Source organism: Pontibacillus marinus BH030004 = DSM 16465 (assembly GCF_000425225.1).
GTDB classification, from domain to species: domain Bacteria; phylum Bacillota; class Bacilli; order Bacillales; family BH030062; genus Pontibacillus; species Pontibacillus marinus.
On record NZ_AULJ01000031.1, the window covers coordinates 1 to 24,553 of the forward strand.

Annotated in this window: 25 protein-coding genes, 1 rRNA gene and 1 riboswitch; of the genes, 21 read left to right on the forward strand and 5 right to left on the reverse strand. The window is 36.9% G+C overall.

Annotated elements, in window-relative coordinates; all coding sequences use genetic code 11:
- The first annotated feature begins 46 nt into the window (after positions 1-46).
- From rrf to H514_RS0105895, 3 genes are all read left to right on the forward strand, one after another.
- Positions 47-162 (forward strand): 5S ribosomal RNA (gene rrf / locus H514_RS0105885).
- A 252-nt stretch (positions 163-414) separates the two neighbouring features.
- Positions 415-642: a hypothetical protein gene (locus H514_RS0105890; protein ID WP_027446131.1), complete on the forward strand. Its 228-nt coding sequence runs from the start codon at positions 415-417 to the stop codon at positions 640-642.
- A gap of 149 nt (positions 643-791) precedes the next feature.
- Positions 792-892, forward strand: a riboswitch (purine riboswitch).
- A gap of 66 nt (positions 893-958) precedes the next feature.
- On the forward strand, positions 959-2,251 hold the full coding sequence (locus H514_RS0105895; RefSeq protein ID WP_027446132.1) for an NCS2 family permease: 1,293 nt from the start codon (positions 959-961) through the stop codon (positions 2,249-2,251).
- A 91-nt stretch (positions 2,252-2,342) separates the two neighbouring features.
- Here the strand turns inward: H514_RS0105895 and H514_RS0105900 are convergent, their stop codons facing one another.
- On the reverse strand, positions 2,343-2,771 hold the full coding sequence (locus H514_RS0105900; protein ID WP_027446133.1) for a CBS domain-containing protein: 429 nt from the start codon (positions 2,769-2,771) through the stop codon (positions 2,343-2,345).
- Between the two features lie 256 nt (positions 2,772-3,027).
- Here H514_RS0105900 and H514_RS0105905 point away from each other — a divergent pair, with 256 nt between their 5' ends.
- From H514_RS0105905 to H514_RS24595, 14 genes are all read left to right on the forward strand, one after another.
- Positions 3,028-3,969 (forward strand): D-2-hydroxyacid dehydrogenase, encoded by a 942-nt coding sequence (locus H514_RS0105905; RefSeq protein WP_027446134.1) that lies wholly within the window; start codon positions 3,028-3,030, stop codon positions 3,967-3,969.
- A gap of 156 nt (positions 3,970-4,125) precedes the next feature.
- Entirely contained in the window at positions 4,126-4,992 is an 867-nt protein-coding gene (locus H514_RS0105910; protein WP_027446135.1) for a DMT family transporter, read from the forward strand.
- Positions 4,993-5,304: 312 nt separating this feature from the next.
- A complete protein-coding gene (locus H514_RS0105915) occupies positions 5,305-6,276 on the forward strand; it encodes a quinone oxidoreductase family protein (protein WP_027446136.1) in 972 nt (323 codons plus the stop codon).
- 526 nt (positions 6,277-6,802) lie between these two features.
- Positions 6,803-8,611: a tetratricopeptide repeat protein gene (locus H514_RS0105925; protein WP_027446137.1), complete on the forward strand. Its 1,809-nt coding sequence runs from the start codon at positions 6,803-6,805 to the stop codon at positions 8,609-8,611.
- A 39-nt stretch (positions 8,612-8,650) separates the two neighbouring features.
- On the forward strand, positions 8,651-9,235 hold the full coding sequence (locus H514_RS0105930; protein ID WP_027446138.1) for an NADPH-dependent FMN reductase: 585 nt from the start codon (positions 8,651-8,653) through the stop codon (positions 9,233-9,235).
- Positions 9,232-9,915, forward strand: a complete 684-nt coding sequence (locus H514_RS0105935; protein ID WP_027446139.1) for an O-methyltransferase — start codon at positions 9,232-9,234, stop codon at positions 9,913-9,915. Before H514_RS0105930 ends, H514_RS0105935 begins: the two co-directional genes overlap by 4 nt.
- 15 nt (positions 9,916-9,930) lie before the next feature.
- Positions 9,931-11,013: a pyridoxal phosphate-dependent aminotransferase gene (locus H514_RS0105940; protein WP_027446140.1), complete on the forward strand. Its 1,083-nt coding sequence runs from the start codon at positions 9,931-9,933 to the stop codon at positions 11,011-11,013.
- Positions 11,010-11,909 carry an NAD-dependent epimerase/dehydratase family protein gene (locus H514_RS0105945; protein WP_027446141.1) on the forward strand — a complete coding sequence of 300 codons (900 nt, stop codon included), beginning with the start codon at positions 11,010-11,012 and terminating at the stop codon, positions 11,907-11,909. The genes H514_RS0105940 and H514_RS0105945 overlap by 4 nt, the downstream gene beginning before the upstream one ends.
- Positions 11,896-13,989: a peptidase M16 family protein gene (locus tag H514_RS0105950; protein ID WP_027446142.1), complete on the forward strand. Its 2,094-nt coding sequence runs from the start codon at positions 11,896-11,898 to the stop codon at positions 13,987-13,989. The genes H514_RS0105945 and H514_RS0105950 overlap by 14 nt, the downstream gene beginning before the upstream one ends.
- Entirely contained in the window at positions 13,982-15,247 is a 1,266-nt protein-coding gene (locus tag H514_RS0105955; protein WP_027446143.1) for an MFS transporter, read from the forward strand. The genes H514_RS0105950 and H514_RS0105955 overlap by 8 nt, the downstream gene beginning before the upstream one ends.
- A gap of 15 nt (positions 15,248-15,262) precedes the next feature.
- Positions 15,263-15,811: an NADPH-dependent FMN reductase gene (locus tag H514_RS0105960; protein WP_027446144.1), complete on the forward strand. Its 549-nt coding sequence runs from the start codon at positions 15,263-15,265 to the stop codon at positions 15,809-15,811.
- 20 nt (positions 15,812-15,831) lie between these two features.
- Complete coding sequence (locus tag H514_RS0105965; protein ID WP_027446145.1) at positions 15,832-16,743, forward strand: hypothetical protein; 912 nt, start codon at positions 15,832-15,834, stop codon at positions 16,741-16,743.
- Between the two features lie 90 nt (positions 16,744-16,833).
- Positions 16,834-18,120 carry a helix-turn-helix domain-containing protein gene (locus H514_RS0105970; protein WP_027446146.1) on the forward strand — a complete coding sequence of 429 codons (1,287 nt, stop codon included), beginning with the start codon at positions 16,834-16,836 and terminating at the stop codon, positions 18,118-18,120.
- A complete protein-coding gene (locus H514_RS24595) occupies positions 18,117-18,266 on the forward strand; it encodes a hypothetical protein (RefSeq protein ID WP_154657336.1) in 150 nt (49 codons plus the stop codon). Before H514_RS0105970 ends, H514_RS24595 begins: the two co-directional genes overlap by 4 nt.
- 73 nt (positions 18,267-18,339) lie before the next feature.
- On the opposite strand, the gene metA is transcribed toward H514_RS24595, so the two are convergent.
- Positions 18,340-19,269, reverse strand: coding sequence for a homoserine O-acetyltransferase MetA (metA, locus tag H514_RS0105980; RefSeq protein ID WP_027446147.1), 930 nt, complete (start codon positions 19,267-19,269; stop codon positions 18,340-18,342).
- A 236-nt stretch (positions 19,270-19,505) separates the two neighbouring features.
- Between metA and H514_RS0105985 the strand changes: the two genes are divergently transcribed.
- The 3 genes from H514_RS0105985 to H514_RS0105995 all read left to right on the forward strand — a co-directional run bounded on the left by H514_RS0105985 (position 19,506) and on the right by H514_RS0105995 (position 20,919).
- The gene (locus tag H514_RS0105985; protein ID WP_027446148.1) at positions 19,506-19,901 is read left to right on the forward strand and encodes a CidA/LrgA family protein; all 396 of its coding nucleotides are present in this window, start codon (positions 19,506-19,508) and stop codon (positions 19,899-19,901) included.
- Positions 19,867-20,553 carry an LrgB family protein gene (locus H514_RS0105990; RefSeq protein WP_027446149.1) on the forward strand — a complete coding sequence of 229 codons (687 nt, stop codon included), beginning with the start codon at positions 19,867-19,869 and terminating at the stop codon, positions 20,551-20,553. The genes H514_RS0105985 and H514_RS0105990 overlap by 35 nt, the downstream gene beginning before the upstream one ends.
- Before the next feature lie 84 nt (positions 20,554-20,637).
- A complete protein-coding gene (locus tag H514_RS0105995) occupies positions 20,638-20,919 on the forward strand; it encodes a hypothetical protein (protein ID WP_027446150.1) in 282 nt (93 codons plus the stop codon).
- Between the two features lie 30 nt (positions 20,920-20,949).
- Here H514_RS0105995 and H514_RS0106000 read toward each other — a convergent pair whose 3' ends face one another.
- Positions 20,950-21,252, reverse strand: a complete 303-nt coding sequence (locus H514_RS0106000) for a hypothetical protein (protein ID WP_027446151.1) — start codon at positions 21,250-21,252, stop codon at positions 20,950-20,952.
- 276 nt (positions 21,253-21,528) lie between these two features.
- On the opposite strand from H514_RS0106000, the gene H514_RS0106005 reads away from it, so the two are divergent.
- A complete protein-coding gene (locus H514_RS0106005; RefSeq protein ID WP_027446152.1) occupies positions 21,529-22,395 on the forward strand; it encodes an EamA family transporter in 867 nt (288 codons plus the stop codon).
- A 55-nt stretch (positions 22,396-22,450) separates the two neighbouring features.
- Here H514_RS0106005 and H514_RS0106010 read toward each other — a convergent pair whose 3' ends face one another.
- Together H514_RS0106010 and H514_RS24600 are read right to left on the reverse strand one after the other, a co-directional pair.
- The gene (locus H514_RS0106010) at positions 22,451-24,169 is read right to left on the reverse strand and encodes a S8 family peptidase (protein ID WP_027446153.1); all 1,719 of its coding nucleotides are present in this window, start codon (positions 24,167-24,169) and stop codon (positions 22,451-22,453) included.
- Positions 24,170-24,353: 184 nt separating this feature from the next.
- On the reverse strand, positions 24,354-24,512 hold the full coding sequence (locus tag H514_RS24600) for a hypothetical protein (protein ID WP_154657337.1): 159 nt from the start codon (positions 24,510-24,512) through the stop codon (positions 24,354-24,356).
- Between the last annotated feature and the right edge of the window lie 41 nt (positions 24,513-24,553).

The window sequence follows — 24,553 nt, forward strand, 5'->3', positions numbered from 1 at the left end:
GATGTCTCTTATCTAGTTTTGAAGGTATATCCTTCAACTACATAGGTTTGGTGGCTTTGGCGAAGAGGTCACACCTGTTCCCATGCCGAACACAGAAGTTAAGCTCTTCAGCGCCAATGGTAGTCGGGGTTTCGCCCCCGCAAGAGTAGGACGCCGCCAAGCACACATAAGAAACCCAGAAGAATTCGTTCTTCTGGGTTTTTTTGTTCTTTTTGGGAATAAACATGATAGCCATCCTTATGCTCCCTACAGAAATAGCACATATTAAGGAATTTTTATACTGGAACAGTTACATGTGTTAGATATTCGGTTAGGAAAAGGTGTTAAATCAACGAAAACAACCATTTCTCTTCCTAAGAAGGGGCGTTGTATGTCGAATTTTTTCTCTTCGATCAAGGGGGCTTCTCACGCCTTGTGTACTGGCATGCGTTGACTCAAAATGGTGCGAAAGCAGAAGCCGTTGTCTTGCCAGAATATCTAGGGCTTGAATTGGTGAAAGGCGTCACGTATCAGCTTTCATTTGATGCGAGATCTTCTGTGGCAAGTGAAATCGAGGTGACAATGGAAAATGCGAACTATCAACGTTTTCTTAGCGAAAAACTTAAGCTGACAAACTGGATAACATTAAATTGGAAGTCGTAAAAGAATAGGTGTTTTTGGGTGCCTGACCCCCGGTGCTTTAAAGCGATGGGGGTCAGGCACCTTTTTGTCAGAATAAAGTCAATTCACACACATTTTTTATAATCATTGACCGGTTGCTTTCTTGGTTGTTATGATTCTCTTTATTAAAGTAAATAAAAGATTCAGCACCTTGTATAAGTTCAGGAATAGGGCCTGAACGTTTCTACCAGCTACCGGAAATAGCTCGTCTACAAGGGGAGAACATCTATGTTTCTTTCCCTTTGTATAAGCAGCGGTAGTGTACCGGTGTTTTTTTTTTGCAACCAGGAGGGACTTCATGAGACATTTTTTTAAGTTTAAGGAACGTGAAACGAATTATAAACAAGAGACGTTGGCGGGAATCACCACGTTTCTTTCTATGGCTTATATATTAGTCGTTAACCCAATTATATTGAGTCAGGCTGGCATTGATAAAGGGGCACTCTTTACGGCTACTGCTTTATCTGCCATTGTTGGGTCGCTTTTAATCGGGCTTATGGCAAACTTTCCTGTTGGTATTGCGCCAAGTATGGGGCTGAATTCATTCTTTACCTTTTCTGTCGTGATCGGTATGGGAATTGAATGGCAGGTGGCCTTAACGGGAGTTTTTATTGCGGGCATTATCTTTATGATATTGAGTCTTCTTAAGATACGAGAGAAAATCATTAATGTTATTCCGAAAGATTTAAAACATGCGATTGCAGGAGGCATCGGCTTTTTCATTGCCTTTATCGGTTTAAAAAATGCAGGAATTGTTGTGGGTAACGAGGAAACGTTGGTATCAATTGGTCAGTTGACCTCTCCAGGGACTGCGCTGGCCGTGTTCGGTTTTATTATTACCTTGATGATGCTTGTGCGCGGGATTCGTGGAGGTATTTTCTATGGGATTGTGCTCACTAGTATTCTAGGTATGAGTATTGGATTAGTAGATGTGCCTGATTCCGTAGTTGGAGAGGTACCTAGCCTTGAGCCAACATTTGGGGTTGTTTTTCAGCACTTAGGGGATATCTTTACTCCTGAAATCCTTGCTGTTATTTTTACATTTTTATTTGTCGCGTTTTTCGATACGGCTGGTGCACTCATTGCTGTGGCCAGTCAGGCGGGTATTATGAAGGACAACCAAATTCCAAATGCAGGTCGTGCTCTATTAGCGGATTCTACCTCTGGAGTGGCAGGGGCCATTTTTGGTACCTCAACAACTGCTTCGTTTGTTGAATCCTCTGCCGGAGTTGCGGTTGGTGGCCGTACAGGCTTTACGAGTGTAGTCATTTCGATTTGCTTCTTTTTTGCTTTGTTCTTTTCACCTGTACTTGGCGTCATTACAACTGAAGTAACAGCACCCGCTCTAATCATTGTTGGCGGTCTTATGGCGACAGAGGTAAAAGAAATTGACTGGAGCAGGATGGAAATCATGATTCCAGCGTTTGTCACGATTATCACAATGCCCCTCACTTTCAGTATAGCAACGGGAATTGCCCTTGGCTTCATTCTTTATCCATTTGCGATGTTAGCGAAAAAAGATTGGAAGCAAGTTCACCCGATTATGTACGCTCTTGCTGGAATGTTTATGATGTATTTTGTGTTTTTATAAGTTGAAAGGTGCCTTGAAAGGTGCCTGACCCCCAGTGCTTTAAAGCGGTGGGGGTCAGGCACTTTTTTTTGGCACTTTTTTTGCGCCTTTCTTAATTGTTTCCATATCCTTTTGAAATTTCACCCATGATATTACCAGCTAGGGATCTTTCGCCGTCTGCGCTTAAATCACCTAGACTGACGACACCTTTTACATGCTCGTTTTCAATGACTAATAACCGTCTGATTTGGTTCTCTTGCATTAAGCTTGCTGCATCTTCCACGTTCATATCAGGATTACCCGTTACAACATCTTCTGTTAAAATATCAGAAGCAGTGACATTCTCTGCAGATTCTTTCGCAAGACCTTTAACTACAATATCCCGATCCGTTACCACTCCTGTGTACTTACTTTTATCATTTTCTACAACGGGTAGAAATCCAATATCGTATTCCTTCATTTGCTTAGCTAGTGTGTATAGATCAGCAGAAGAAGGAACAGTAGCTAAACTAGTGGTCATGTACTCTCTCAATGTAGGCATAGAAGTCACCCTTTCTTAAATTTTATTATAATCTTTCACATATTGTTTTCCTTGCGTTCATTGAAACTAAACAGATTGTTATTAAAATATGATGATTGACTCATGGAATTAATTGGAGGCGTGTAGAAAGTCTTATGGAACATAGACGTTTAGCTCTATAGCTCAAAACGGAATTTTGACCTTCTATGGGGGATGTTTTCAAGTGACAGGTAGGATTATTTGAGTATATGATTAGAAGATAAGGAGTTGAGAACGTATGCAGATTGAGAATATTTTAGTAACCGGGAAGATTTATAAAAAGCTTGAAGCTTTGATTAGTGGAAGATCTTTAAACAAGCAATTTCGATACTTAAGTGAAGAGGACGTAACAAGTGATGATTTAAATTGGGCTGATGCACTAGTCTGTGTTCATCCTTTTCCTTCTTTTCATTTTGGCAATCTAAAATGGATTCATTCCTTAAATGCCGGTGTCGATCGCTTTATGTCTGAAGTCGAGTGGAAGGATGATGTTCTGTTTACAAGAACGATTAGTTCCTTTGGTGAGCGGATGGGTGAGTTTTGCTTAAGTTACATATTGCAAGATCTACAAATGCACGAACATTTTTCGGAAAAGCAAAAAGAGGAATCATGGGAACCTGCGACACCTGGTCAATTGAAGGATCAATCCATCGTTATATTTGGGACAGGAGCAATTGGCCAAAAAATAGCTGAAGTATTTTCTACGTTCGGTTCAAAAGTGAGTGGTGTTTCTTTAAGTGGGAAATCTAAGGACCCTTTTCAACAGGTGGTATCGATTGATAATCGAGATCAATTGAATAATGTATTACAAAATGCTGATTGGGTGATTAGTACGCTACCTAATACAGCAGAAACTGAAAATTTGTTTGATAAGTCGATATTCTCTAATTTTGATGATGTTGGTTTTATGAACACAGGCAGAGGGGCAACGGTTGATGAAGGTGCTCTGTTAAAAGCAATCGATCAAAATCATGTTAGAAAGGCCATCTTAGATGTATTTAGAGAAGAACCATTACCAAAGGATTCTCCATTTTGGAATCATGAAAAGGTCATCGTGACCCCGCATATTTCAGCAGTAACAACCGCAGAGGATGCAGTGGAATGTTTTGTAGACACGTTAGATAATATTGAAAACGATCGCCCATTAGAGAATCAAGTGGATATGGTGAAAGGATATTAAAAAAAGGTGCCTAAAAAAAGGTGCCTGACCCCCAGTGCTTTAAAGCGGTGGGGGTCAGGCACTTTTTTTAGCACCTGTCGAAGAAGAAAGAAGGATATAGGTCCAGTTCGCAGAATACCATTAGTATAACGATAATGTTCCATAGGAGTAATGTCGATGAATAAATCCTTTTTCGGGTTTTTAGTTGTGTTAACGACTGGCTTAATGGGCTCATCTTTTGCTATTGGGAAAATGGGGCTCGTGTATATGTCCCCATTGTTATTGGTCGGGGTTCGATTTACGTTAGCTGGGGTCATCATGTCTCTCGTTGTGCTTGCTTTGAAGCGGAAGCATCCTGTAAAGCTGGTGGAGTGGTTTCAGTTTGCGGTAATTGGCTTTTTTCAAACAGCTGGCGTCATGGGAGCTGTGTTTCTTAGTATGCGAACGATAACGGCGGGGGAGGCTTCTATTTTGGTGTTTACCAGTCCCATGCTGGTTGTGATTGTTGGTACTGTTTTCTTAAAGGCAAAGTATCGGTTAGCGCAGTGGATAGGTGTTGGGGTTGGATTTCTCGGAGTGTTTATTACATTAGGAGCAAGCTTAGATCTTATGGAAGCGGGAACGTTATTAGGATTTTATGCAGCTATTTCATGGACGGTTGCTACGTTTTTGTTGAAAAAATGGGGGCCAAGCTTTGATACATGGGTGATGACAGCTTATCAAATGTTGTTTGGAGGGCTCTTGATTTTGGTGTGTAGTATGTTTATAGAGTCCATAAAATTTATAGCTACCCCGTCTTCGATGTTCATTATCCTCTGGCTTGCGATCATGGCATCGATCGTTCAGTTCGCCATTTGGTTTTATCTATTAGAAAGGGAGGAGCCAGGAAAAGTGAGTGCTTTTTTGTTTTTGGTTCCGCTTTTTGGTGTATTATCAGGATGGGCTTTGTTACAAGAGAAACCTCATATTTCCTCACTTATCGGGGGAAGTTTGATATTGGTTGGTATCTTCCTTGTGAATAAGCCTAGACATAAAAGTGCCTGACCCCCAGTGCTTTAAAGCGATGGGGGTCAGGCACTTTTTGTAGGCACTTTTTGTAAGAATATTATTCGATAAAGTTGCACAAGTAGCGTAATAAATACCTGATTAAAGCTATTATTCAACCTCACTTTCCCAATATAACAGAAAGGTAAACACATGATATATTGAAAATAGTTAAACTTCACAAAAAATGGTACTTAATAAATGCTAGTGATCTGAGTAAATGAATAAATAATTCTCGGACTTAAGCTTTGTGAAATAGATTAGCAGAATTTAATGGTCAAGCAGGTTAATCCAAGATCAGGAGGTTTTATAATGAAAGCGATTGTGGTAGAAAGTTTTGGTGGTCCAGAAGTATTGGAGATTAAGGAGGTACCAAAACCATCTTTTAACGAAAATGAAGTCCTAATTGAAACAAGAAAAACGAGTGTAAACTTTGCAGACATTAAGAAGCGTAGAGGGAAAAAAGGTGGAGGAGACTCATCCTTTATCCCAGGGTTAGATGCAGTAGGTGTCGTAGTAGGTGTTGGAACAAACGTGACGGATATAAAAGAAGGGGATCGAGTAGTTGCCTTTCCATCTTCCGGATCCTATGCTGAATTTGTAGTTGCTAGCAAAGACTTAACCTATGTACTTCCTGATAAGATTGATTGGAATACGGCAGCTGCCAGTCCAATCGTATCGTTCCTTTCTTATGTTCTTCTTAACGACCTGGCTAACCTACAAGAGGGTGAAAATGTTTTAATACATTCTGCAGCTGGTGGGGTTGGCACGACAGCGGTACAGCTTGCTAAACTCCTAGGTGCTGATAAGGTAATTGGTACGGTTAGTTCTGAAAATAAGATGTCTACAGTTTTAGAAGCAGGTGCAGATCATTGCCTGTTGTATGAAGACTTTTCTAATCAAGTAAATAAACTAACAAACGATATAGGAGTCGATATCATATTAGACTCTGTATCAGGAACAGTTTCAGAAGAGAGTTTGGAGTGTCTAGCTGAATATGGTAGGTTAGTGCACTTTGGAAACTCTAGTGGAGAAGTTGGTCAATTTAAAACAAAAGATTTACATTCAAGTTGTAGATCGATTCTAGGGTTTAGTTTAGGGAATACACGAAAGAAACGACCGAAGTCACTTAAGCGTGTAGCTAATGAAGTATTTAAACTATTGGAAGAAGAAAAACTATCAATCATGGTTGGGGAAGAGTTCAATTTAGAAGAAGCCAACAAAGCTCATGAATTTATTGAAAGCCGAAAGAGTACAGGTAAAATACTACTTCATGTAAAGTAAATAAAGAGCCTTCTACATCATCACTTGTATTGTAGAAGGCTCTTTTATTTGCGTGTGTACAATGGTGCCTGACCCCCAGTGCTTTAAAGCGATGGGGGTCAGGCACCTACAAGTAAGGCACCTACAATAATCTACTTTTCTCTATACTAATTCTAAAAACCTGTGCAAGTTCTCATAATTTCTTTAGTTTTTAAGGCTAAATCAGTGGTTCTTTCCCAAGCTCAACCCCCTAGAAATCAAGGATTTTATAGTGGTATGATTTAAATAGTTAGAAAGATTGAGAATATTTCATTATCTTTCTTGCTTGAAACCCATGGGTATTATTACTTAACAAAGGAGGAGTTTATGATGAAAGAACTACCAAAGGACATTGTAGAATCTTTAGAAGATCTTCAAATTGAAGTTTCTAAATCAGAAGCTACTGAAGAAGATGTTGAAACTGCTCTTATGATTAAAGCTTGGTAATACCTAATGAGGGAGAAATATTATTTCTCCCTCTCTTAAATTCAAGAAGGGGTGTTAAGTGATGAGCCAGCAATCTACATATACCGCATCAACCAATATTACCTCTAGAAATATGGTGTGGACTAGTAACTTACATGTTCAAGATCTTAGAGACGAATTTAGTACACATAAGATAAACATTCATGTGAAGGACCGCTCTTTTTACCCTTACCATGGGATCAACCTCATCGTAGAAGAGTTGGATAAAGCCAAAATACTAAGCTCAGATTGTAAGAGTGCTTATAAAAAGCTCATGAATGAATGGAAGAATACTCAATTCTCTTCAGATTCTATTCTATATAGCATTATTCGTAGAATTAGCAGAGAATCCATGTCTTCCATCAATCTAATTGACAATTTCACTCAACTATTGAAAAGAGATATGGTTAGTTATTTCAATCAAATGAATCAAAAGTTATATCTTTTTATTCAAGATTCAGAATGGCTTGATAGGCCCACTTTAAGGATTTTGTATCATATTGCAAAAATTGTACCAGGTAACATCCTTACACAAGCATGGGGGTTTAGTGGGAGAACTCATTTCGAAGACTTTGAGACATCATTTGATGACATAACTAACAATATCATCAGGGCAAGGTACATGATTTTTAACAAAATTTCTGCCGATCTTCAGTTAACGGATATCAACGAAAATGCTTCAGATATTAGATGGGAAGAAATGAAGTATAAAAGTATTGCTGAAAATCCCTTAAGTAATGCAGCGTTAGCACTTGTAACGTTGAATTATGAGTATGGATTGCTTACTTGTAAGAGTCTTGCTGAGAGTGATGATGCCAATGAAGAGCTTTACAGAATTCTTGGTCTCATTCATGTGAATTTAAACCACCCAGAACTAGCCTATGATTCATTGATGACTGCTTTAAATATAACGGAAAGTGTATCAAAGAAAGCACATTTAAAATACTTATGTGGCTTGCTCGCAACAAAGAGATTTTATGACTTTGATTTAGCTGAAAAGCTTTATGACGAAGGCCTTGAGTTATTACGTGATGAAACAGAGGACGAAGAGGTACGCCTTGAAAAAGCTTGGTTATTTAATGGGATTAGTTTCTTGGATGCAACGAAAGGGATGCAAGAAACCCAGCAAAGAAGACAGGAATTGTTTGAGAGCACGCTCAGAAGAGAACTTGAGGCATTACAAATTATTAAGAACGATCATGGGAAAGGGCCCCTTTATTTAAAGTTTAACTTGTACAGTAACATAGCCTTTTTATTGGAAATCAAAAAAGACTATAGTAAGGCTTTAGAATTTTGGGAAAACATGTTTGCTAAGTATTCTTATATTGAGAGTGACGGTGTCAAAAAGGCAGACTCCCTCTATCTATTCAGAACCGGAATGTTGCATTGGAAGAAAGAAGAATATGATACAGCTCTTGATTATCTTCAACAATCTTCGTCCGAAGCAGAATTCATGAAAGAAAGAATCTTTTATCAACTCATTAATTATTCTATTGGTTATATTTCGTTGCAAAAAGAAGACTATAGTCAGGCTCTACATGCGTTTGCGAATGGATTAAAACTAGCTAAATCATTAAATGATTTAGAAATGATCGATAAGTTGTCTAAAGGTTATTTGAAGGTTGCGATTCACAATCATTCATTTGAGGAAGCTGTTGCCTATTTAAAGCAACTATTTATTGCAGAAAATTATCAAATTGAACTGCTTAACAAAAATAGTACAGATCTATATGACATTATTCAAGACTGTGACCTTCCTTCACCTAAGACGAAGTTACCTTCCTATTATCCACTGTTTGATTTGGAAGCGAAGCCAAAAATCGATATGAATAGCTATTTAATTCATAATTAAACACTACTATTTAAAAAATACGATATTAGGAGTTTTTAAATGAATAAAAATGTAGTTATTTGCGGCAGTATTAAACCTCCAAAAGGGCAAGATTCCCAATCAGCTGCAAGGGAAATTGCAAAGCTCTTCATACGAGGAATGGAAGATGGAGGATTAAGTGAATATTCCTATTTTGATCTAAGAGATATGGACGTTCCTTTTTATGATGGGAGATCGCTGGAAGAATACGAAGATGATAATTTAAATCATTTTAAAGAGTGTCTGTTACAAGCGGAAAACATTATTGTATCTGTTCCATGTTATTGGAGGTCTGCTGCAGGACCATTTGTGAACATGATCAATGTGTTTGGTGGACCGTTATATGATGATCCTGAAAAAAGAAATATCCTTTCTGGGAAGAAGATTCAGGTTATCACTGTCGGTGCTAGTAACACAGATGCTGTGTATGGGACTCAGCATGTTAATCATCTGTTCACATCACTCGGTGCTATCGTTTTGCCAGATGAAATTATGGTAGGAAACCTTAGAGGGTCAAGTGAGGAAGAAAGAAAAGAAATTAGTAAGAATATCTATTTATCTGGTAAGAATCTTGCAATAGAGCAAATGGGGGTAGCAGTAGAGTGAAAACGAGTACAGCTGAAGAAGTCAAAATTAAAAAGATCTTTGATTGGTTGACTGAAAATCATTTTGTTCCCGAAGATTGCAAGTTTAGTAATGATCAATATAGGTATATCAGAAAACAGGTTTTAAACAATATATCCTTACCAGGTACAACCATCACACCGATTATGGAGAGATTCTTATACACCATAAGCAGTAGTAACCGTATTAAAAATATTGTCGTATTTGGAAGCTATTATGGGTATGCCCTTAGCTGGCTATTAAGTGGTGGGATAGATAATCAAGACCGAAATGTTGTTGGTATTGATATTGATAGTGAGGCTTGCGTTGGAGCCAATCAAAACCTTATGAGAATTAAGAATACATTAAATGGAAATGCAACATTCTCTATTGAAAATCAAGATGCATTAAAGGAAATGGATTGTATTGATGATCATTCCATAGATTTATGCTTTTTAGACATTGATGTAAATGGGTCCAAGAAAGAGTATATCGACTTGCTTGAAATTTGGGAGGATAAGATGAGCCAAGGTGGGATTATTTTAGCTCACGATCCACTAGTTGATAAATTTCAAGAGGATTTCTCTGCTTTTCATGAATTTATTAAAACCAATGATTCTTTTAGTCATTATGTAACGCTACCTTTAGATTTTTGTGGGATTGATCTATTTAAAAGAACGTAAACGGAGATGTTTTTATTGGAACAGATTATTGATTTATCAATAGGAAGTGTAGCAATTGAACCGAGTGAAAACATGAGAAAGTATTCTGCTGCCGTTTGTCTTGAGAAATGGGGAGGTTATACGAGCCCATTTGGACTAACACAGTTAAGGAAGGATATCCTAACGAATTTCTCTCATAACTTTTCTAGTATTGAATTAGATAATGTCCTTATCACTCAGGGGGCTACGATGGGGCTAAATCTTATTTATCAAATGTTTAAAGGTGAATCCATTCTAATTCCTGACCCTGGTTTTCCCTTATATAGTGAGAGTGCAGAATTATATGACATGAACGTTTATAGGTACAGACTAGGCTGGGGTAGTGATTGGGAGCAAACCATCTCTGATATAAAAGTAGGATTGGAACAGGGCGTTAAGCTCGTTATCGTGAATAATCCCAATAACCCAAATGGATTTTTATTTAACAGAGAGCAAATTGAAATTATCGCTAACCTCTGCAGTGAATACAATGTCCATTGCATATCAGATGAAGTATATCGAGATTTTTCTTTTAAAGATGATCCTGTCCCAAGTTTAGTCGATTATATTCCGGAGAGAACGTTTCTTTTATATAGCTTCTCTAAATCTTATGCGATGGCAGGCTTTAGAGTAGGTTTCCTAATACATATGAATAAAGCGTATATAAAAACATTATCTTTATATCACTGGAGAACCATGATGTCCGTATCGTGGCAAGGTCAGAAGATTGCTTCTTATGTACTAAAACATGAACAAGATTTTCCAAATCATGTGAAAGAGCAAATAAAAGATAATATTACTTATATTGTAGACCGTTTACATGAACATGATATTTCATTTTTTGTACCAGAAGGCGGAATTTTTCTTTGCCTAGACATTTCGAAGCTCCATATGAATTCCATTGAATTTGAGCAAAAAATATTTAAGGAAAAGAGAGTCTTAATATCACCTTGTGCTCCTTTTGGCACTACAGGTGAACAGGTTATAAGGATAAATGTAGCGCTAGAACATGAGAAATTTCAATATGCGATAGAAGAAGTTATAGATTTTATACAAAGTGAGCGAGTGGTAGCTAAATGACTACGTTAATTATTGGAGCGGGAATGATTGGCTCCTTTGTTGCAAAGGAATTTAGTGCATCTGGTGAAAAAGTTATCCTTTTGGGTGGTAAACCTGACAGATCCTATATTCAAAAAGTGAGCAACATGAACAGGGACATGATAGTAGACAAAATGATTTTAAATGAGGAAGACTTATTAACCGTCATCGATCATGATCATGTAAAGAATGTAATTGTCTGTGCGGGTATGATGAAAAACCATTTGGAAAAAGATTCTCATATGTCTATTTACAATGAATCTCAGTTAAATTTATCGATCTTATATGCTCTATCCAGTTCAAAACGTGTCCAAAGCGTAACCTATATTAGCTCTTTGGGAGTCTATGGGGATCACATGCCTGAGGATAAAGTGAAACCAAAACCCAATTCAATGTATGGGACAGTCAAGCTATACAATGAACATGTATATAAGAAATTACATGATCTGAACCCGACCATTGATGTAAATATCATTAGACCTATAGGAGTATTAGGTCCCTGTCCTAAGGTGAGTGGGAATTGGATGAGTCAGTTAGTTCGGAATATATACTTTTCTAATAAACCCATAAAAGTTGAAAGTAACCAAGATTCTTTAGAAATCTTAGATGTAAGAGACTTAAGTAGAGTCATTTATCAAACTTATAAGAATCACAATGGTCTTTGTGAAAAGAATGTAAGAAGTCATCAATTTTATGAAGTAAATACCTTATTAGAACATTTATGTGAAGCATATGAAAAAGAGATCCGTATAACCTATAACGACAAAAGTCATAACCATGTAACTAACAATCTGAGTAAACAAATTCAGCCCAAGGGTTTTTTTGATTTAAGAAGTACTTTGGAAATGATAGGGGATTTCTATAATGATGAAGGTTAAGGATATATTTCACCAATACCTCCCTAGTATGGAGGAGGGAGTAGTGGGGATTGAATATGAAGTAGGAAGTTCTACGACAGGTTTAAAGAATGGAGTGGCGCATTTCATCGAACACCTGATACATCGTGAACATAGTGGTAAGTTCTATAATCAATTGACTGCTAAAACATCTAAAGATCAAACCAAATTTCAAACGAAGGTTCATCAAGATGAGTTGAAGCAATCAGGCGAAAGGTTATTCCATTTGCCTTATATTTCATTCAATAACGCCCATATCGAAGAAGAACGAGAAATCATAAAAAATGAAGAAAAAGAAAAGCACGAAAGTAGGGCATATACCATTATTAATGAAGGGAACTCATCTTTATTTCATGATGAGAGCTATGGTTCACCTGTAATTGGAAGTCAATCCAATATTCTATCGATCACGAAACAAGACTTAATGGAAGGAATTGATATATATGTACACGCGCCTGTGAATCTATACATTATAGGACCTTGGTCAGAACAAGAGATTCGTAATGTAATAGAGGCGAAGGGGCAATTCAATACTACAGAGAGTTTCAACACATCAATATCTCAAAATGAACTCGCTGAAGCTCGTACATATACATATCTCCATAATGAGAAGGTTTATATCAATTCTTATAGATTACCTGGAACTGAGAGTTTTGATGAGATTAATTTTGCGTTACTTAAGAAGGTATGGGAAAAGAGAATCTCTTCAATTGACGAAGTACACATGCACATCACCCTATACCATTCGGATGGAGCTATTATTCTGGATAACAAGAGGGGTTTTGATCTGAATGAACAAGCAAAAGAGATGCTCTTTAAAGAGGTGTCTTATAAAGAGTATCGTTTAGCCCAAGCATTACTTCAACTCGAGATTGATAATCTTCATGAGAATTTAGAGTCCAGATTGAATCCATTATATAAAACTTTTATACGTAATGGCTTTCCAAGTTATAAAGAGTTGAATCGAAATCATAACCTTTTATCGAACCGTTTTAGTTTCTCTATTACATCTCACATTGCAGCAAGAGATATTGGAAATGAAAAAGATCATAAACACGTAGTACCAGAGTTAGTGTATAACAAAGAAATGAATGGTAGGTATTTAACCGTTTCTTCAAGCCCTTTAACAGATCGTATTCATCTTATGTTAAGAGTGAATAGCCTTTCATTAGGTAGGTTGCTCGTAAAGGAAGATATTAAAAAAATAAAAAGGCTCACGAAGGTTGGCTTTTTAACAAGTGTTAGATATGAAGGGGTTCATACACTTTTAACGTTTACCTTTTATAACAATGATGGATTACGAGCTTTTATTAACAATTTGGATTTTGTAAATGAAAAATTTGTTTGGAATACAGACAACAAGGAAGTTTTCTATTCTAGTTTTGAAAATCGAATAAAGTATAAGATGTTTGAGTTGTTTGTTGGAGAAACAGAAAAAGTGGATTCCTTTATTATAGAAGGGATCAGTGTAGTTGGTAACAAGGTTGATGTCAGTTCTATTGAAAAGTTTTTATTCAATCAGGGATCAAAACCAACTCCACAACTATCAGATCCGTTCCAAAAGGGTAGCAGATTGAATTCCATTGAAAATGGTGCGGCTGTTCTTTATAAATTACCTAACCCAGTATTTGAATCTTTAAAGATCCAGGAAGCTGCATTTGCGCTTAATGGGCCAATTCCTTCTTTAGTTGAGCGTGTCAGAGAAGCTGGCCTTGCTTATAGTATTACACAAAGCATATGTAAAGGTTTTGAAGGCTCTTATATTTACTGGGCTATACCCTGCGAAACTGATTCACAAGAACAGTTCTATCATATAGTGAGAACATGGTTAAGAACATTATCAGAAGAGTACACAGCTGTGGAGAGTTGGTTCAATAACATTTGGATACCATGGAATGTTTCTGCTCACAAATCTGTATTCCATTTATTACGGGACGTTGATCGAAATCAATATTTTAAATCTAATCAAAACGCTCCTAGTTTACAAGATTATATAAATACCTTAATCGATCAAAAGAGTATGAACATTTCAATCAATAAGGAGGTTGCCCTCATTGAATAAAAATCTTTATTTATTATGGGCCGCAGATTCAACTTCAGTTTTTGGTTCTGCCATATATACGCTCACTTTAACTTTACTAGCCATTAATTATAGTGAAAGCGCATTAGCTGCTGGGTCTGTACTGTTTGTTTCTACATTCCCTTATTTGTTTTTAGGCGTTCTGGGTGGAGTGATTGTAGATCGTGTTGACAGAAAAAAACTAATGCTAATCTGTGATATAGCAAGATCTGCATTAGTGTTGAGTGTTCCTTTATATCAACTTGTTTTTAATCATTTACCCATTGTATATATCATGATTGTCGGATTTTTAGTTACTTGTTTTCGAGCATTCTTTTTTCCGGCTAATCAAGCTAGTGTGCCTATTTTAATAAAAGATAAAGATGAGCTTACGAAGGTAAACTCTTATATTAATTCAACCAATAATTTAAGTGTTGTTTTAGGGCCATCTTTAGGTGGGGCAGCCTTGATTTTTACGGATAATGTGCCTGTTTTACTTTATGTAACGAGTGCAACATTTTTAATTTCAGCAATTTGTATCTTTTTCATTAACTTTCCTGAATCAGTAGCGGCTAATCACCAAGAAGAAAACCAGAATAAATCAACAATTCTTCAAGATGCTTATTCCGGCATTAAGTATATTTTTAGAGGTGACATCTTTGTAACGATCATGATCATTGCCTTTACGGTTCAGTTAATTATTGGTGATGGAATTGTTCAGTTAGTATTTCCGAATTTAATAGAATCACTGAACTTTGATAAAGAACAATATTTTGGTTATTTGCTATCAACTATAGCCCTTTCAGCTTCTATATGCTCCTTAATAATGGGGAAATTAAATATACAAAACCCAGACAGATGGATCTTCTCAGGGTATTTTTTGAGGGGGGGATGCTACTTATTACTCATGATTTCATTAAGTTATGGATGGTATCTAGTGATTTTTTCAGGAATTCTTTTAGGGCTTTCTTTTGCGATAAGTGGTCCAACATTAACGACAATCTTACAAGCGAGAACGCCTGATGATCTAATGGGAAAAGTTATGGCAGTTCGATCTACAATTGGAAATATCACGGATTCCGTATCTTACGTCTTTATAGGAGGTTTGATATCTCTAACAGGTCTTGGTTCTACGCTTTCTATATCAGCTGGATTAACACTCGTTGCAACACTTGGATTATTACTTTGGTGGAATTACAAAAACAAACAAACTCAAAACCAACATTCAGTTGAGAACTTAAAACAAACCATAGAATCCTAATGGAGGGAATTGATCATGAAAGTTTTATTATTAGCAGGTAGTGCAGGAAAGCCTTCACATACTTTGGGAGGACTAAAGAAAGTAGCAGAGGAATTAAACAAGTTATCTGTAGAAACAGAAATTTGGGACTTGAAAAAAGAAAATCTGCCAATGGCCGATGCAGATTATCATAAAAATCCTGAAGACCATCCAGATGAAAAAGTTAAAAGACTTGTTGCTAGTGCCAATGAAGCGGATGCCATTATACTAGGTTCTCCTAATTACCATAATTCATTTTCTGGATTATTGAAAAACGCATTAGATCACCTTAATATTCAAAACTTTTACTTAAAACCTGTTGGATTATTCACTCATAGTGGGGGGATTCGAAGCACAGAACCATTAGGGCAGTTACGCCTAGTTGCAAGAGGATTGTTAGGTGTAGCCATTCCTATGCAAGTCGCTACATGCAATGAGGATTATGATTTAATTGACAATGAATACGAAATCACCCATGAAGCCATGAGAGAAAGAATCCAAGCTTTTAGTGAACAATTGGTTCAATTTGCAAATAACTTGAGATAACCCATTTAGGAGGTAACAACATGTTAAAGTTGAAGGTCACTATAGACAGTACATGGGTGGATCTTTTGGTCAATCAAGGAAAAGAACACTATGTTGAGAAGTGGAATGAGTATGTAGAAGCTAAAGGCCTCCATAAAAGCTTTTATCAAGCATTGAGTGTTCCAGATGGAGATATCGAAAACGATACTGAGCAATTTAATAAGATTAAAAGCTATATCGTAGATCAAAAGCTTCATTCTATCAGGAATATTGAAAAGTTCTTTCCTGAAATAGAGGATCCTATAGAACATGATTTAAATGTGGTTTTACTTCCTTATGGCAAAATTAATTTTGGTATCGAAGAAGGTACTCAAATATTTTCGTTATCTCCAGAGGCACATGAGGTTGAAACAAATCTCTTTTTAACACATGTTTTTTATCATGAAATATCATCGATCAATAATACAGATTGGGCGAATGAAGCTGAAAGGGATTTTGAAAACCTATCAAATTATAAATACTTGATCCAATTGTTAATTCGAAATGAAGGTATAGGGAATTATGCGATTCTTAAGGATTTAATGAATTTCAATGATGAGCATCCAACCTACAACTTTAACTATTTTACTTATGCCAATAAAATTAATGATGACTTTTATATTAAAAAGTCCTTTGAACTATTATATAAGTTGTTTAGTTTTGTAGATGAGGAAAACTTTAATCAATTGCTACCTACATTAAATCATTCTCTTAAGGATAAAGGAATGCCATTAATCAATGTAATTGGTATTTATATGGCACGAAGAATTGCAGAGTATTATGGGGAAGACGTTTTGAAAAATATATATAAAGTTGAAAGTACCAAGTTTTTTGAATTATTCATATCTACAAATGATAAATATGTAGAATTTGTAAAAACATTAGGTCGTGAGGATGGCATATACGTCAAATGACGTAGGTAAATAGATGTTATCAGCTTCCTGTTCACTCCAATATCAGAAGGTTATGATAAAATTGGAGTAGATAAACAGGGGGTTGATCGTGTGGATAATATAGGAGATATTGTTAAATATTATCGAGTTTTGGAAGGAATGACCCAAGAGGAACTCGCTAAGGGGATCATATCCTCATCCTATTTATCTAAAATTGAAAATAATTTAGATAAGCCTAGTACTGAAGTTTTATCACTCCTTAAAGAAAGACTAAATATAAAGGATGAAATGTTCATAAGTAATCAGACCTTGGTAGGTGAACTTATGGACTGGTATAAAGACATTACTACTAAAAATTTCGCAGATGCTGAAGCATTCTATGATAACAATAAACAAAGGTTTAATGTTACTACTGATTTGACAACGTTATTTTATTTTAAAATTTTTGAAGCTTACTATTTTTTGTTAAACAGTAGGACAGAAGATGGCATTCAGTATTTTGAAGAATTGCAGTATGACATTGATTCATTAAATGATAAGCAAAGTTATTTCTATTATAGAATAAGTGGGTATTATTATTTCTTTCATTCATATTTTAGTTTTGCTTTAGATTCTTTTAAAAAAGCAGAGCGAGTATTGAATGAGACAATAAACGTAGAAGAATGGGATGTTGCTGAATTATATTATATGCTGGGCATGACTTCCTCAAGATTACGTTTAGAGCAACAAGCCATTTATTTTACAACGAAAGCTTTAGAGGTTTATAAAAACATCTATAACCTAAGTAGGTTAGCTGAATGTCACCTATTGTTAGGTATTTCATATGGGAGAACGGACTTCTTCGATTTTGCTGAGAATAATTATTTAAAAGCTAAGAAAATTGCTGATTCTTTAGATTACAAGATATTACTAAGTAAAGTCCATCATAATATGGCTTATTTAAATATTAAAAAAGGCGAATCTGAGGAAGCCATCAGAGGTTTGAAAAGTAGTTATTACTATAAGTTAGACTGTAACGTGCAAGAACAAGAATTTCTACCAACTATATTTAGCCTGATTAATGAGTATCTACGTATATCAGATATCGAGAATTGTAGAATTTGGATTAACGAAGGTATGAAAATTAATGAGAATAATTCTGTTGTATTATCTTTAGATTATGATATTCATTTTAATACGATTAATAAATATATTAATCAATCTGATGATTTTGAAGAGTATTGTTTAACGACAACAATACCTCATTTTAAAGAAAAGAATAAAGATGAATACACCGCAAGATATTCACATTTGTTAGGCGTTTTTTATGAAAATATCAACAAGTATAAGCAAGCATCTATGAAATATAAGGAAAGTTTATTTTTATTAAATAAAAATTTAGGAGGCTTTTTATTATGAAAAAAGTATTAGTTAGCATTTTGGTGATTTTATTATTAGCTGGAGGATCTAGTTTCTTAGTTAACGGGAATAACTCAAATTTATACCAAGCAGGAGATATGGTTGTTGAGCCGAACTCTGATGAAGAAGACTATCCGAGAGTTTAATATCGTAAGTTACATTCAATTGATAAAAAAGCTACCAAAGGGTAGCTTTTTTATTTTGTCATTCATGGTTAGCTTATATACTCCACAAACTCTCAGATCCCCATTCATAAGGTGTTTCTTGGTATACATAATAGTTCAACCAGTTAGAAAACAAGAGGTAAGCCTGTGAGCGCCAACGGTTTAATGGGGGTTGGTCTGGGTCGTCTTCTGGGAAGTAGCCCGTTGGAATTTCAACGTTTAATCCTTTTGCTACATCCCGTTCATATTCTTCTGCTAGTGTCGTAGATTCATATTCAATGTGACCTGTTATCATCACATGCTTTTCATCATTCGATATAACCATTAATGGGCCAGCGTTCTTAGATGAAGATAATAACGTTAACTGATCATGGTTTTCGATTTCTTCCTCTGATACACCGGTGTAGCGGGAATGAGGCGCTAAGAATACATCATCCATTCCACGAACTAATTTGACAGTCGGGTGCATCATGCGGTGTTGAAATACACCTGATAGTTTTTCGTGCAGGGGATGTTTGTTAATCCCATAATGGTGATAGAGTGCTGCCTGGGCTCCCCAACAAATGTGTAGGACGGAAGTGACGTTCGTTTTGGTCCAGTCCATAATTTCTTTCAGCTCTTCCCAATAGGCTACATCTTCAAAATCTAGTTGCTCGATAGGGGCGCCTGTAATGATCATGCCATCGTAGCGTTTGTCTTTGATTTCATGGAACGTTTTGTAGAACTGGCTTAAATGGGATTTGCTTATGTTTTTGGATTCGTATGTAGAGGTGTGTAAAAACTCTACATTCACTTGTAGTGGGGAATTACTGAGCAAGCGCAGCAATTGTCTCTCTGTTTTTTCTTTTTCTGGCATTAGGTTTAGAATAAGGATATTTAATGGTCGAATATCCTGTGTAACGGCTCGTTCATCCTCCATGAGAAAGATATTTTCTTTTTCAAGGATATGTCTTGCAGGTAATTGTTCAGGAATATTGATTGGCATATGCATTCATCCTTTTAATAATGTACGAAATATTTTGTCTATTATAACAAAAGTTAAGAGGTTCGCCATCAAAAAATTTTATTGAATCTGTTGTGGGTCTCGTTACCTCTGTTTACAATAGAAAGAGCTGAACGTATGTAAGAGGATCTAATGATATTGAAATGTTTTTTGTAACCAGTCTTTGGGGGCTGGTTCTTGTTCGTAATGAGGATTGTTTTATCGAGAGGAGGGCTCATATGAATGTTTTAAAAGTAATGGGCCATATCGCTGTGTTAATTCTATTTTATTTGATCGGAAGTTGGATCCAGGAGTTATTCCATTTATTTATTCCAGGGAGTATTATCGGCATGTTGCTACTCTTTGTTACGTTATTAACGAAGAAAGTCAATGTGAACTGGGTGAACGAGGGAGCTGATTTACTCATTCGGCATTTAGCGTTGTTATTTGTACCGGTTACAGTTGGCATTATTCAATATTTAGAGTTATTTGCTGGGAAGAGTTTTTTCCTCATTCCGATCGCATTGTGTAGTACGTTGCTTGTGATGGTGTGTTCCGGAATGGTGAGTCAGTATATCGTCAGACAGAAGGAGCGGGAGTATGAGCATTTTAATCGGGATCATCACGTTCATTAGTACGATCCTTATCTATTTTGCATCACGAAAATTGTATCAAAAGTTTCCGAATCCTTTTCTGTTACCCGTTTTGCCTTCCACTGCATTTCTGGTTACGATTCTACTTGTCTTCCATATCCCCTATGAAACTTATATGGTAGGGGGAAAGTGGATTGATTGGTTTCTTGGGCCTGGTGTTGTGGCTTTAGCATATCCATTATATAAAAATTGGGAGATTCTTAAGAAATATAGTGTGAGCATTTTGGTAGGTGTTTTTGTTGGGGCCGTTATAGGGGTGTCTACGGGTTTATTACTCGCAAAATGGATTTCGTTTGATGAAGCTATTATTTATTCGATTATTCCTAAAAACACTACAACACCCATAGCGATGGAAGTTTCCCAATCATTGGGTGGGATCGCTTCCATGGCGGCTGTTTTTGTTATGGTGGCTGGAATAAGTGGGGCTATATTAGGGCCATTCGTTTTAAAATGGAGTGGGGTTCACCACTTCCTAGGTAGAGGGGTCGGTTTTGGAAGTGCTTCTCATGCGATTGGTACCACAAAAGCCATGGAGAACAGTGAACAAGAAGGGGCGATCAGTACAGTAGCTATGACAGTTAGTGCAATTATGGTTACGATTGTTAGCCCGATTTTGGTTTATTTGTTGTATTAGTGTAGAGTTCCTTGCGGGTGCCTGACCCCCAGTGCTTTAAAGCGGTGGGGGTCAGGCACCAATAAATAAAAGGGGGAGAACAATATGCATCACGGTGATGAAGTCTTTATAACGAAGTCAGGGAAGTATTATCATTATTTTGATGATGATTGTCCGACATCTTCTAGTATTCTTAAAGGGAAGAAGGATGCGCAGAAGGTGAAGGAAGAAGAGGCGAAGGAAATGGGGCTTACGCTTTGTAAGCATTGTGCAAAAGAGTATGAAGAGGATATGAAGGAAAGACAAGGTTGTGCAGGGGCTTCGGTATTATTTATTGGAGCGGCTGTAGCATCGGTTGAGTTTTTTGCATATGTGATTGGATTATAGAGTAGAAAAACACCCAGAATCGGGTGTTTTTTAATTGACTTTTGCTTTGTTTCTTTCTATTTTTCCGAGTATGAAGAAGGTTATAGCGATCGGGACTAGTAGGTATTGGATGATTTGAAAAACCGTTAAGTGGAACATATAGATATATAGTTGGTTCCCAAAGATTTCATGAAGAAACATAAATATATAGTAGGATATAAAAGCGCCCCATCCGAAGAACATCTTTTTTCGACCTGGTCCTTCAGGGGTGTTGGCTAATGCAATAGCATAAAGGGCTCCTAAAAAGATATATAGTACGACGAGGATGAGTAAGGATTTCCAGAGTACGTCCATCTGTAAAGCCCCTCCTTTTTCAATATCGATGGAATATATTTACATCAATTAGTTTAACATATGGTGAAGAGCATGAGTACATGAGCATAAAAAGTGCCTGACCCCCACCGCTTTAAAGTAGTGGGGGTCAGGCACTCTATTTAATAAATTTTTTCTTTTCTAGGCAGGTCAAAAACTTCATGCTAAAGAAAAGGCATATATGTCATTTATAGAAACCTTCTTGTACAAGAGACAAGAAGGTTCAACAGTCGAGCTTAATTGATCGGAGTGAACACAATGAAAGGGAAATTCTCAACATTTCTAGTATTATTAGCAGCTATACTCTGGGGGACAAAGGGCTCGGCACAAACCTTTACTCCAGAAAATGCTCACCCTATTGCAGTTGGAACGATGCGACTAGCGGTAGGTGGGGGCTCATTATTGTTTGTGGCATTGTTATTAGGACAGGTAAATTTAAAGAATTGGCCGATTAAAGCTACAATATTGGCTTCTTTAAGTATGGCATTCTATCAACCCATGTTTTTCTCTGCGGTACATATTACGGGGGTAGCTATTGGGACGGTCATCGCGATTGGAAGTGCTCCGATATTAGCGGGCGTACTGGAAAGGGTGTTTTTGAAAAGAAGACTGTCTAAAGTTTGGTGGTATTCTACCTTTCTATCGATCCTTGGTTGTACGCTTCTTTTTATCAATACGGGCTCCGTTCAGGTTAACCCATATGGCATCTTGATGGCTCTTGGGGCTGGTTTATCATTTGCAAGTTATGCAATGGTAAGTGAAAAGCTGGTAAAGGAGCATTCGTCTTTATCGGTCATTGCAATTGTGTTTACACTTAGTGCGTTTTTGTTGCTCCCATTTCTTTTTGTGTATGATATGTCTTGGGTAACGGAGGCTAGAGGTTTAATGGTTAGTCTGCATCTTGGGATAATAGCTACTGGGCTTGCTTATTTTCTGTTTGCAAGAGGATTGATTCATACACCTTCATCAACTGCGGTTACACTTTCATTGGCAGAACCGTTAACCGCCGCATTATTAGGCGTGTTTTTAGTTGGAGAAAGATTAGAATTACTATCTTGGATGGGCATCTCCTTGTTACTTGTAGGAATTACGATGTTGATCGTATCACCAAAAAGAAGTGCCTGACCCCCAGTGCTTTAAAGCGGTGGGGGTCAGGCACCAATATAGGCACCAATATGATTTACTTCAATATCCTTTCAATTGTGTATGTTCCAGTGTACTGTTCTGTTGTATTTAAGTAGCCTATCACATCTACTGTGTAGTCGCCTTCTACTACGTTAGGAATAAAGGTTTCTTCTACTGTGGTCAAAGCGTTTCCAGAAGATCCTGCTAAATCACCATTTGGGTCTCTAACTTCTAAATCTAAATCATTGGTTGGAGATACCCATTCAATTTTAACGTTAAGACTTACAGCATCTTTACCTAGGTTAATCGTGTAATAATCATGAGACGCTGCATCCGCATCAGCGGCGCCAGGTCCAATAGAGCTATCCCATGAATTCGTAACAAAATAGGTCTCGTATGTTTTTCCGGTTTCTTTATCCTTATACTTTCCAGTAGTAGCCTTAGTTTTTGACGCTTGTTCCACTGCCGCATAAGCATCTACATAACCTTTTCCTACTTCATGGAGTTCATAGCCACTCATAGGTTCTGCTGTCTTTTCCATAATATCTAATACTGCATCCGGATGAAGATCTGGCTGCGCTTCTCTCATCAATGCCACAATTCCAGAGATATGAGGTGTTGCCATACTTGTTCCACTTGCTGTTGTGTAATATGGGAGATATTGCTCCTCAATATAATTAACATCCGTAGTCGTACCTAAAGTATTCATCACTAGTCCCGTGGAAGACTTTGTTGAAACAATATCAACACCTGGTGCAGTTATATCTGGGTGAACAAACTCATCACCTGGAATACCTCTTGAGGAGAAGTCTGCTAGCTGCTTATCCTTTGTTCCTGCAGCAACGGATATCACCCATGGGGCCGCTGAATAAGGGTTTAATGTGTTATTTTCAGGTCCTTCGTTCCCTGCAGCAAACGTGACAACCATACCAGCATCATGTAGTTTTTTGGAAGCTACATTAATAGGATTGTTTGGCGAATAATCCCCAGTTGTTCCCCAACTATTGCTAACCACATCAATCTCATATTCCTCATGATGTTCTAACACATAATTAAAAGCTTCAAGAGACCAAAGAATATTAATTCCTTCTCCAGTGCCAAGTCCAACTAACTTCGCATCTGGTGCAATACCAGCATACAACCCGTCACTAGCAGTTCCATTTCCAGCAATGGTACCAGCTACATGTGTACCATGACCTGAAGATGTATCTGTATTCAAGACATCCTCTAAATAAAGACTTTCCTCACCAAAAATGCTTTCACCGACTAAAAATTTCACATTTTGAATAACCTTATCTCCATACGGAAGGTCCTGATGGGTTGCATCAATTCCACTGTCTACCACTGCAACTGTTGTTCCTTTTCCAGTGTAGCCAAGATCATTCCAAACACGCTCAGCTCCTACCAGCTTACGGCTATCTTTCATAAAGTAATCTAATTTCTTATTGTAATAGATTGAAAGGGCGTTTAAGTTGCCGTCTAGTAGATCCTTTACTTGACTGTTTGTTCCTGTTATAGCCACCATTGGAAGTTTGCTGTAAGTTTTAGTAGTTAATCCTAAATTTTTCAGATGGTCTAAATCTGATTCTGCTGGCATTTCCTGATAAGTAATGACTGCCTCAACGATATAACTACTAGCTTCTGTGCTTAATACCTCTTTAAGCTTACTTCCTACTTCTAATGTAGCTGCATTGATTTTTGATGTATGAAGAAAACTAGAGCCCAAACTAAATAAAATCAACAATGCTACACAAAATTTTACTACTGATTTCAAAACTTTTCCCTCCAATTCAATATTTGGTTTATATAGTGAGGTAAATGTTTCATAATTTCAATTATAATGCATGAATTTTCTGAAAATAGAACTATTAACCCGACTTCAGTATGGTAGTATTGACCTATTTGAACAGAAAAGTGCCTGACCCCCACTGCTTTAAAGCGGTGGGGGTCAGGCACTTTTAAAATAAGATCTCATCTGCCTTATCTTCTGCTTCTTTTTCTTCATATTGTTCAAGGACTTCGAGCATTTTGTTTGTGATGCTTTCAATTTCTCGGCGGCTGTAACCTAATTCGTTCATGGCGATCGTGGTGTAGGCGAGTGCGTCATTTTTCTCCACTGGTGCACCTCCTATGGATCAATTTTTTCTTAGTGTGTACC

Coding starts and splice junctions, on each gene's coding strand:
- H514_RS0105895 (WP_027446132.1), top strand. CDS start 959: ATGAGACATTTTTTTAAGTTTAAGGAACGTGAAACGAATTATAAACAA.
- H514_RS0105900 (WP_027446133.1), bottom strand. CDS start 2,771: ATGCCTACATTGAGAGAGTACATGACCACTAGTTTAGCTACTGTTCCT.
- H514_RS0105905 (WP_027446134.1), top strand. CDS start 3,028: ATGCAGATTGAGAATATTTTAGTAACCGGGAAGATTTATAAAAAGCTT.
- H514_RS0105910 (WP_027446135.1), top strand. CDS start 4,126: ATGAATAAATCCTTTTTCGGGTTTTTAGTTGTGTTAACGACTGGCTTA.
- H514_RS0105915 (WP_027446136.1), top strand. CDS start 5,305: ATGAAAGCGATTGTGGTAGAAAGTTTTGGTGGTCCAGAAGTATTGGAG.
- H514_RS0105925 (WP_027446137.1), top strand. CDS start 6,803: ATGAGCCAGCAATCTACATATACCGCATCAACCAATATTACCTCTAGA.
- H514_RS0105930 (WP_027446138.1), top strand. CDS start 8,651: ATGAATAAAAATGTAGTTATTTGCGGCAGTATTAAACCTCCAAAAGGG.
- H514_RS0105945 (WP_027446141.1), top strand. CDS start 11,010: ATGACTACGTTAATTATTGGAGCGGGAATGATTGGCTCCTTTGTTGCA.
- H514_RS0105950 (WP_027446142.1), top strand. CDS start 11,896: ATGATGAAGGTTAAGGATATATTTCACCAATACCTCCCTAGTATGGAG.
- H514_RS0105960 (WP_027446144.1), top strand. CDS start 15,263: ATGAAAGTTTTATTATTAGCAGGTAGTGCAGGAAAGCCTTCACATACT.
- H514_RS0105965 (WP_027446145.1), top strand. CDS start 15,832: ATGTTAAAGTTGAAGGTCACTATAGACAGTACATGGGTGGATCTTTTG.
- H514_RS24595 (WP_154657336.1), top strand. CDS start 18,117: ATGAAAAAAGTATTAGTTAGCATTTTGGTGATTTTATTATTAGCTGGA.
- metA (WP_027446147.1), bottom strand. CDS start 19,269: ATGCCAATCAATATTCCTGAACAATTACCTGCAAGACATATCCTTGAA.
- H514_RS0105985 (WP_027446148.1), top strand. CDS start 19,506: ATGAATGTTTTAAAAGTAATGGGCCATATCGCTGTGTTAATTCTATTT.
- H514_RS0105990 (WP_027446149.1), top strand. CDS start 19,867: ATGAGCATTTTAATCGGGATCATCACGTTCATTAGTACGATCCTTATC.
- H514_RS0105995 (WP_027446150.1), top strand. CDS start 20,638: ATGCATCACGGTGATGAAGTCTTTATAACGAAGTCAGGGAAGTATTAT.
- H514_RS0106000 (WP_027446151.1), bottom strand. CDS start 21,252: ATGGACGTACTCTGGAAATCCTTACTCATCCTCGTCGTACTATATATC.
- H514_RS0106005 (WP_027446152.1), top strand. CDS start 21,529: ATGAAAGGGAAATTCTCAACATTTCTAGTATTATTAGCAGCTATACTC.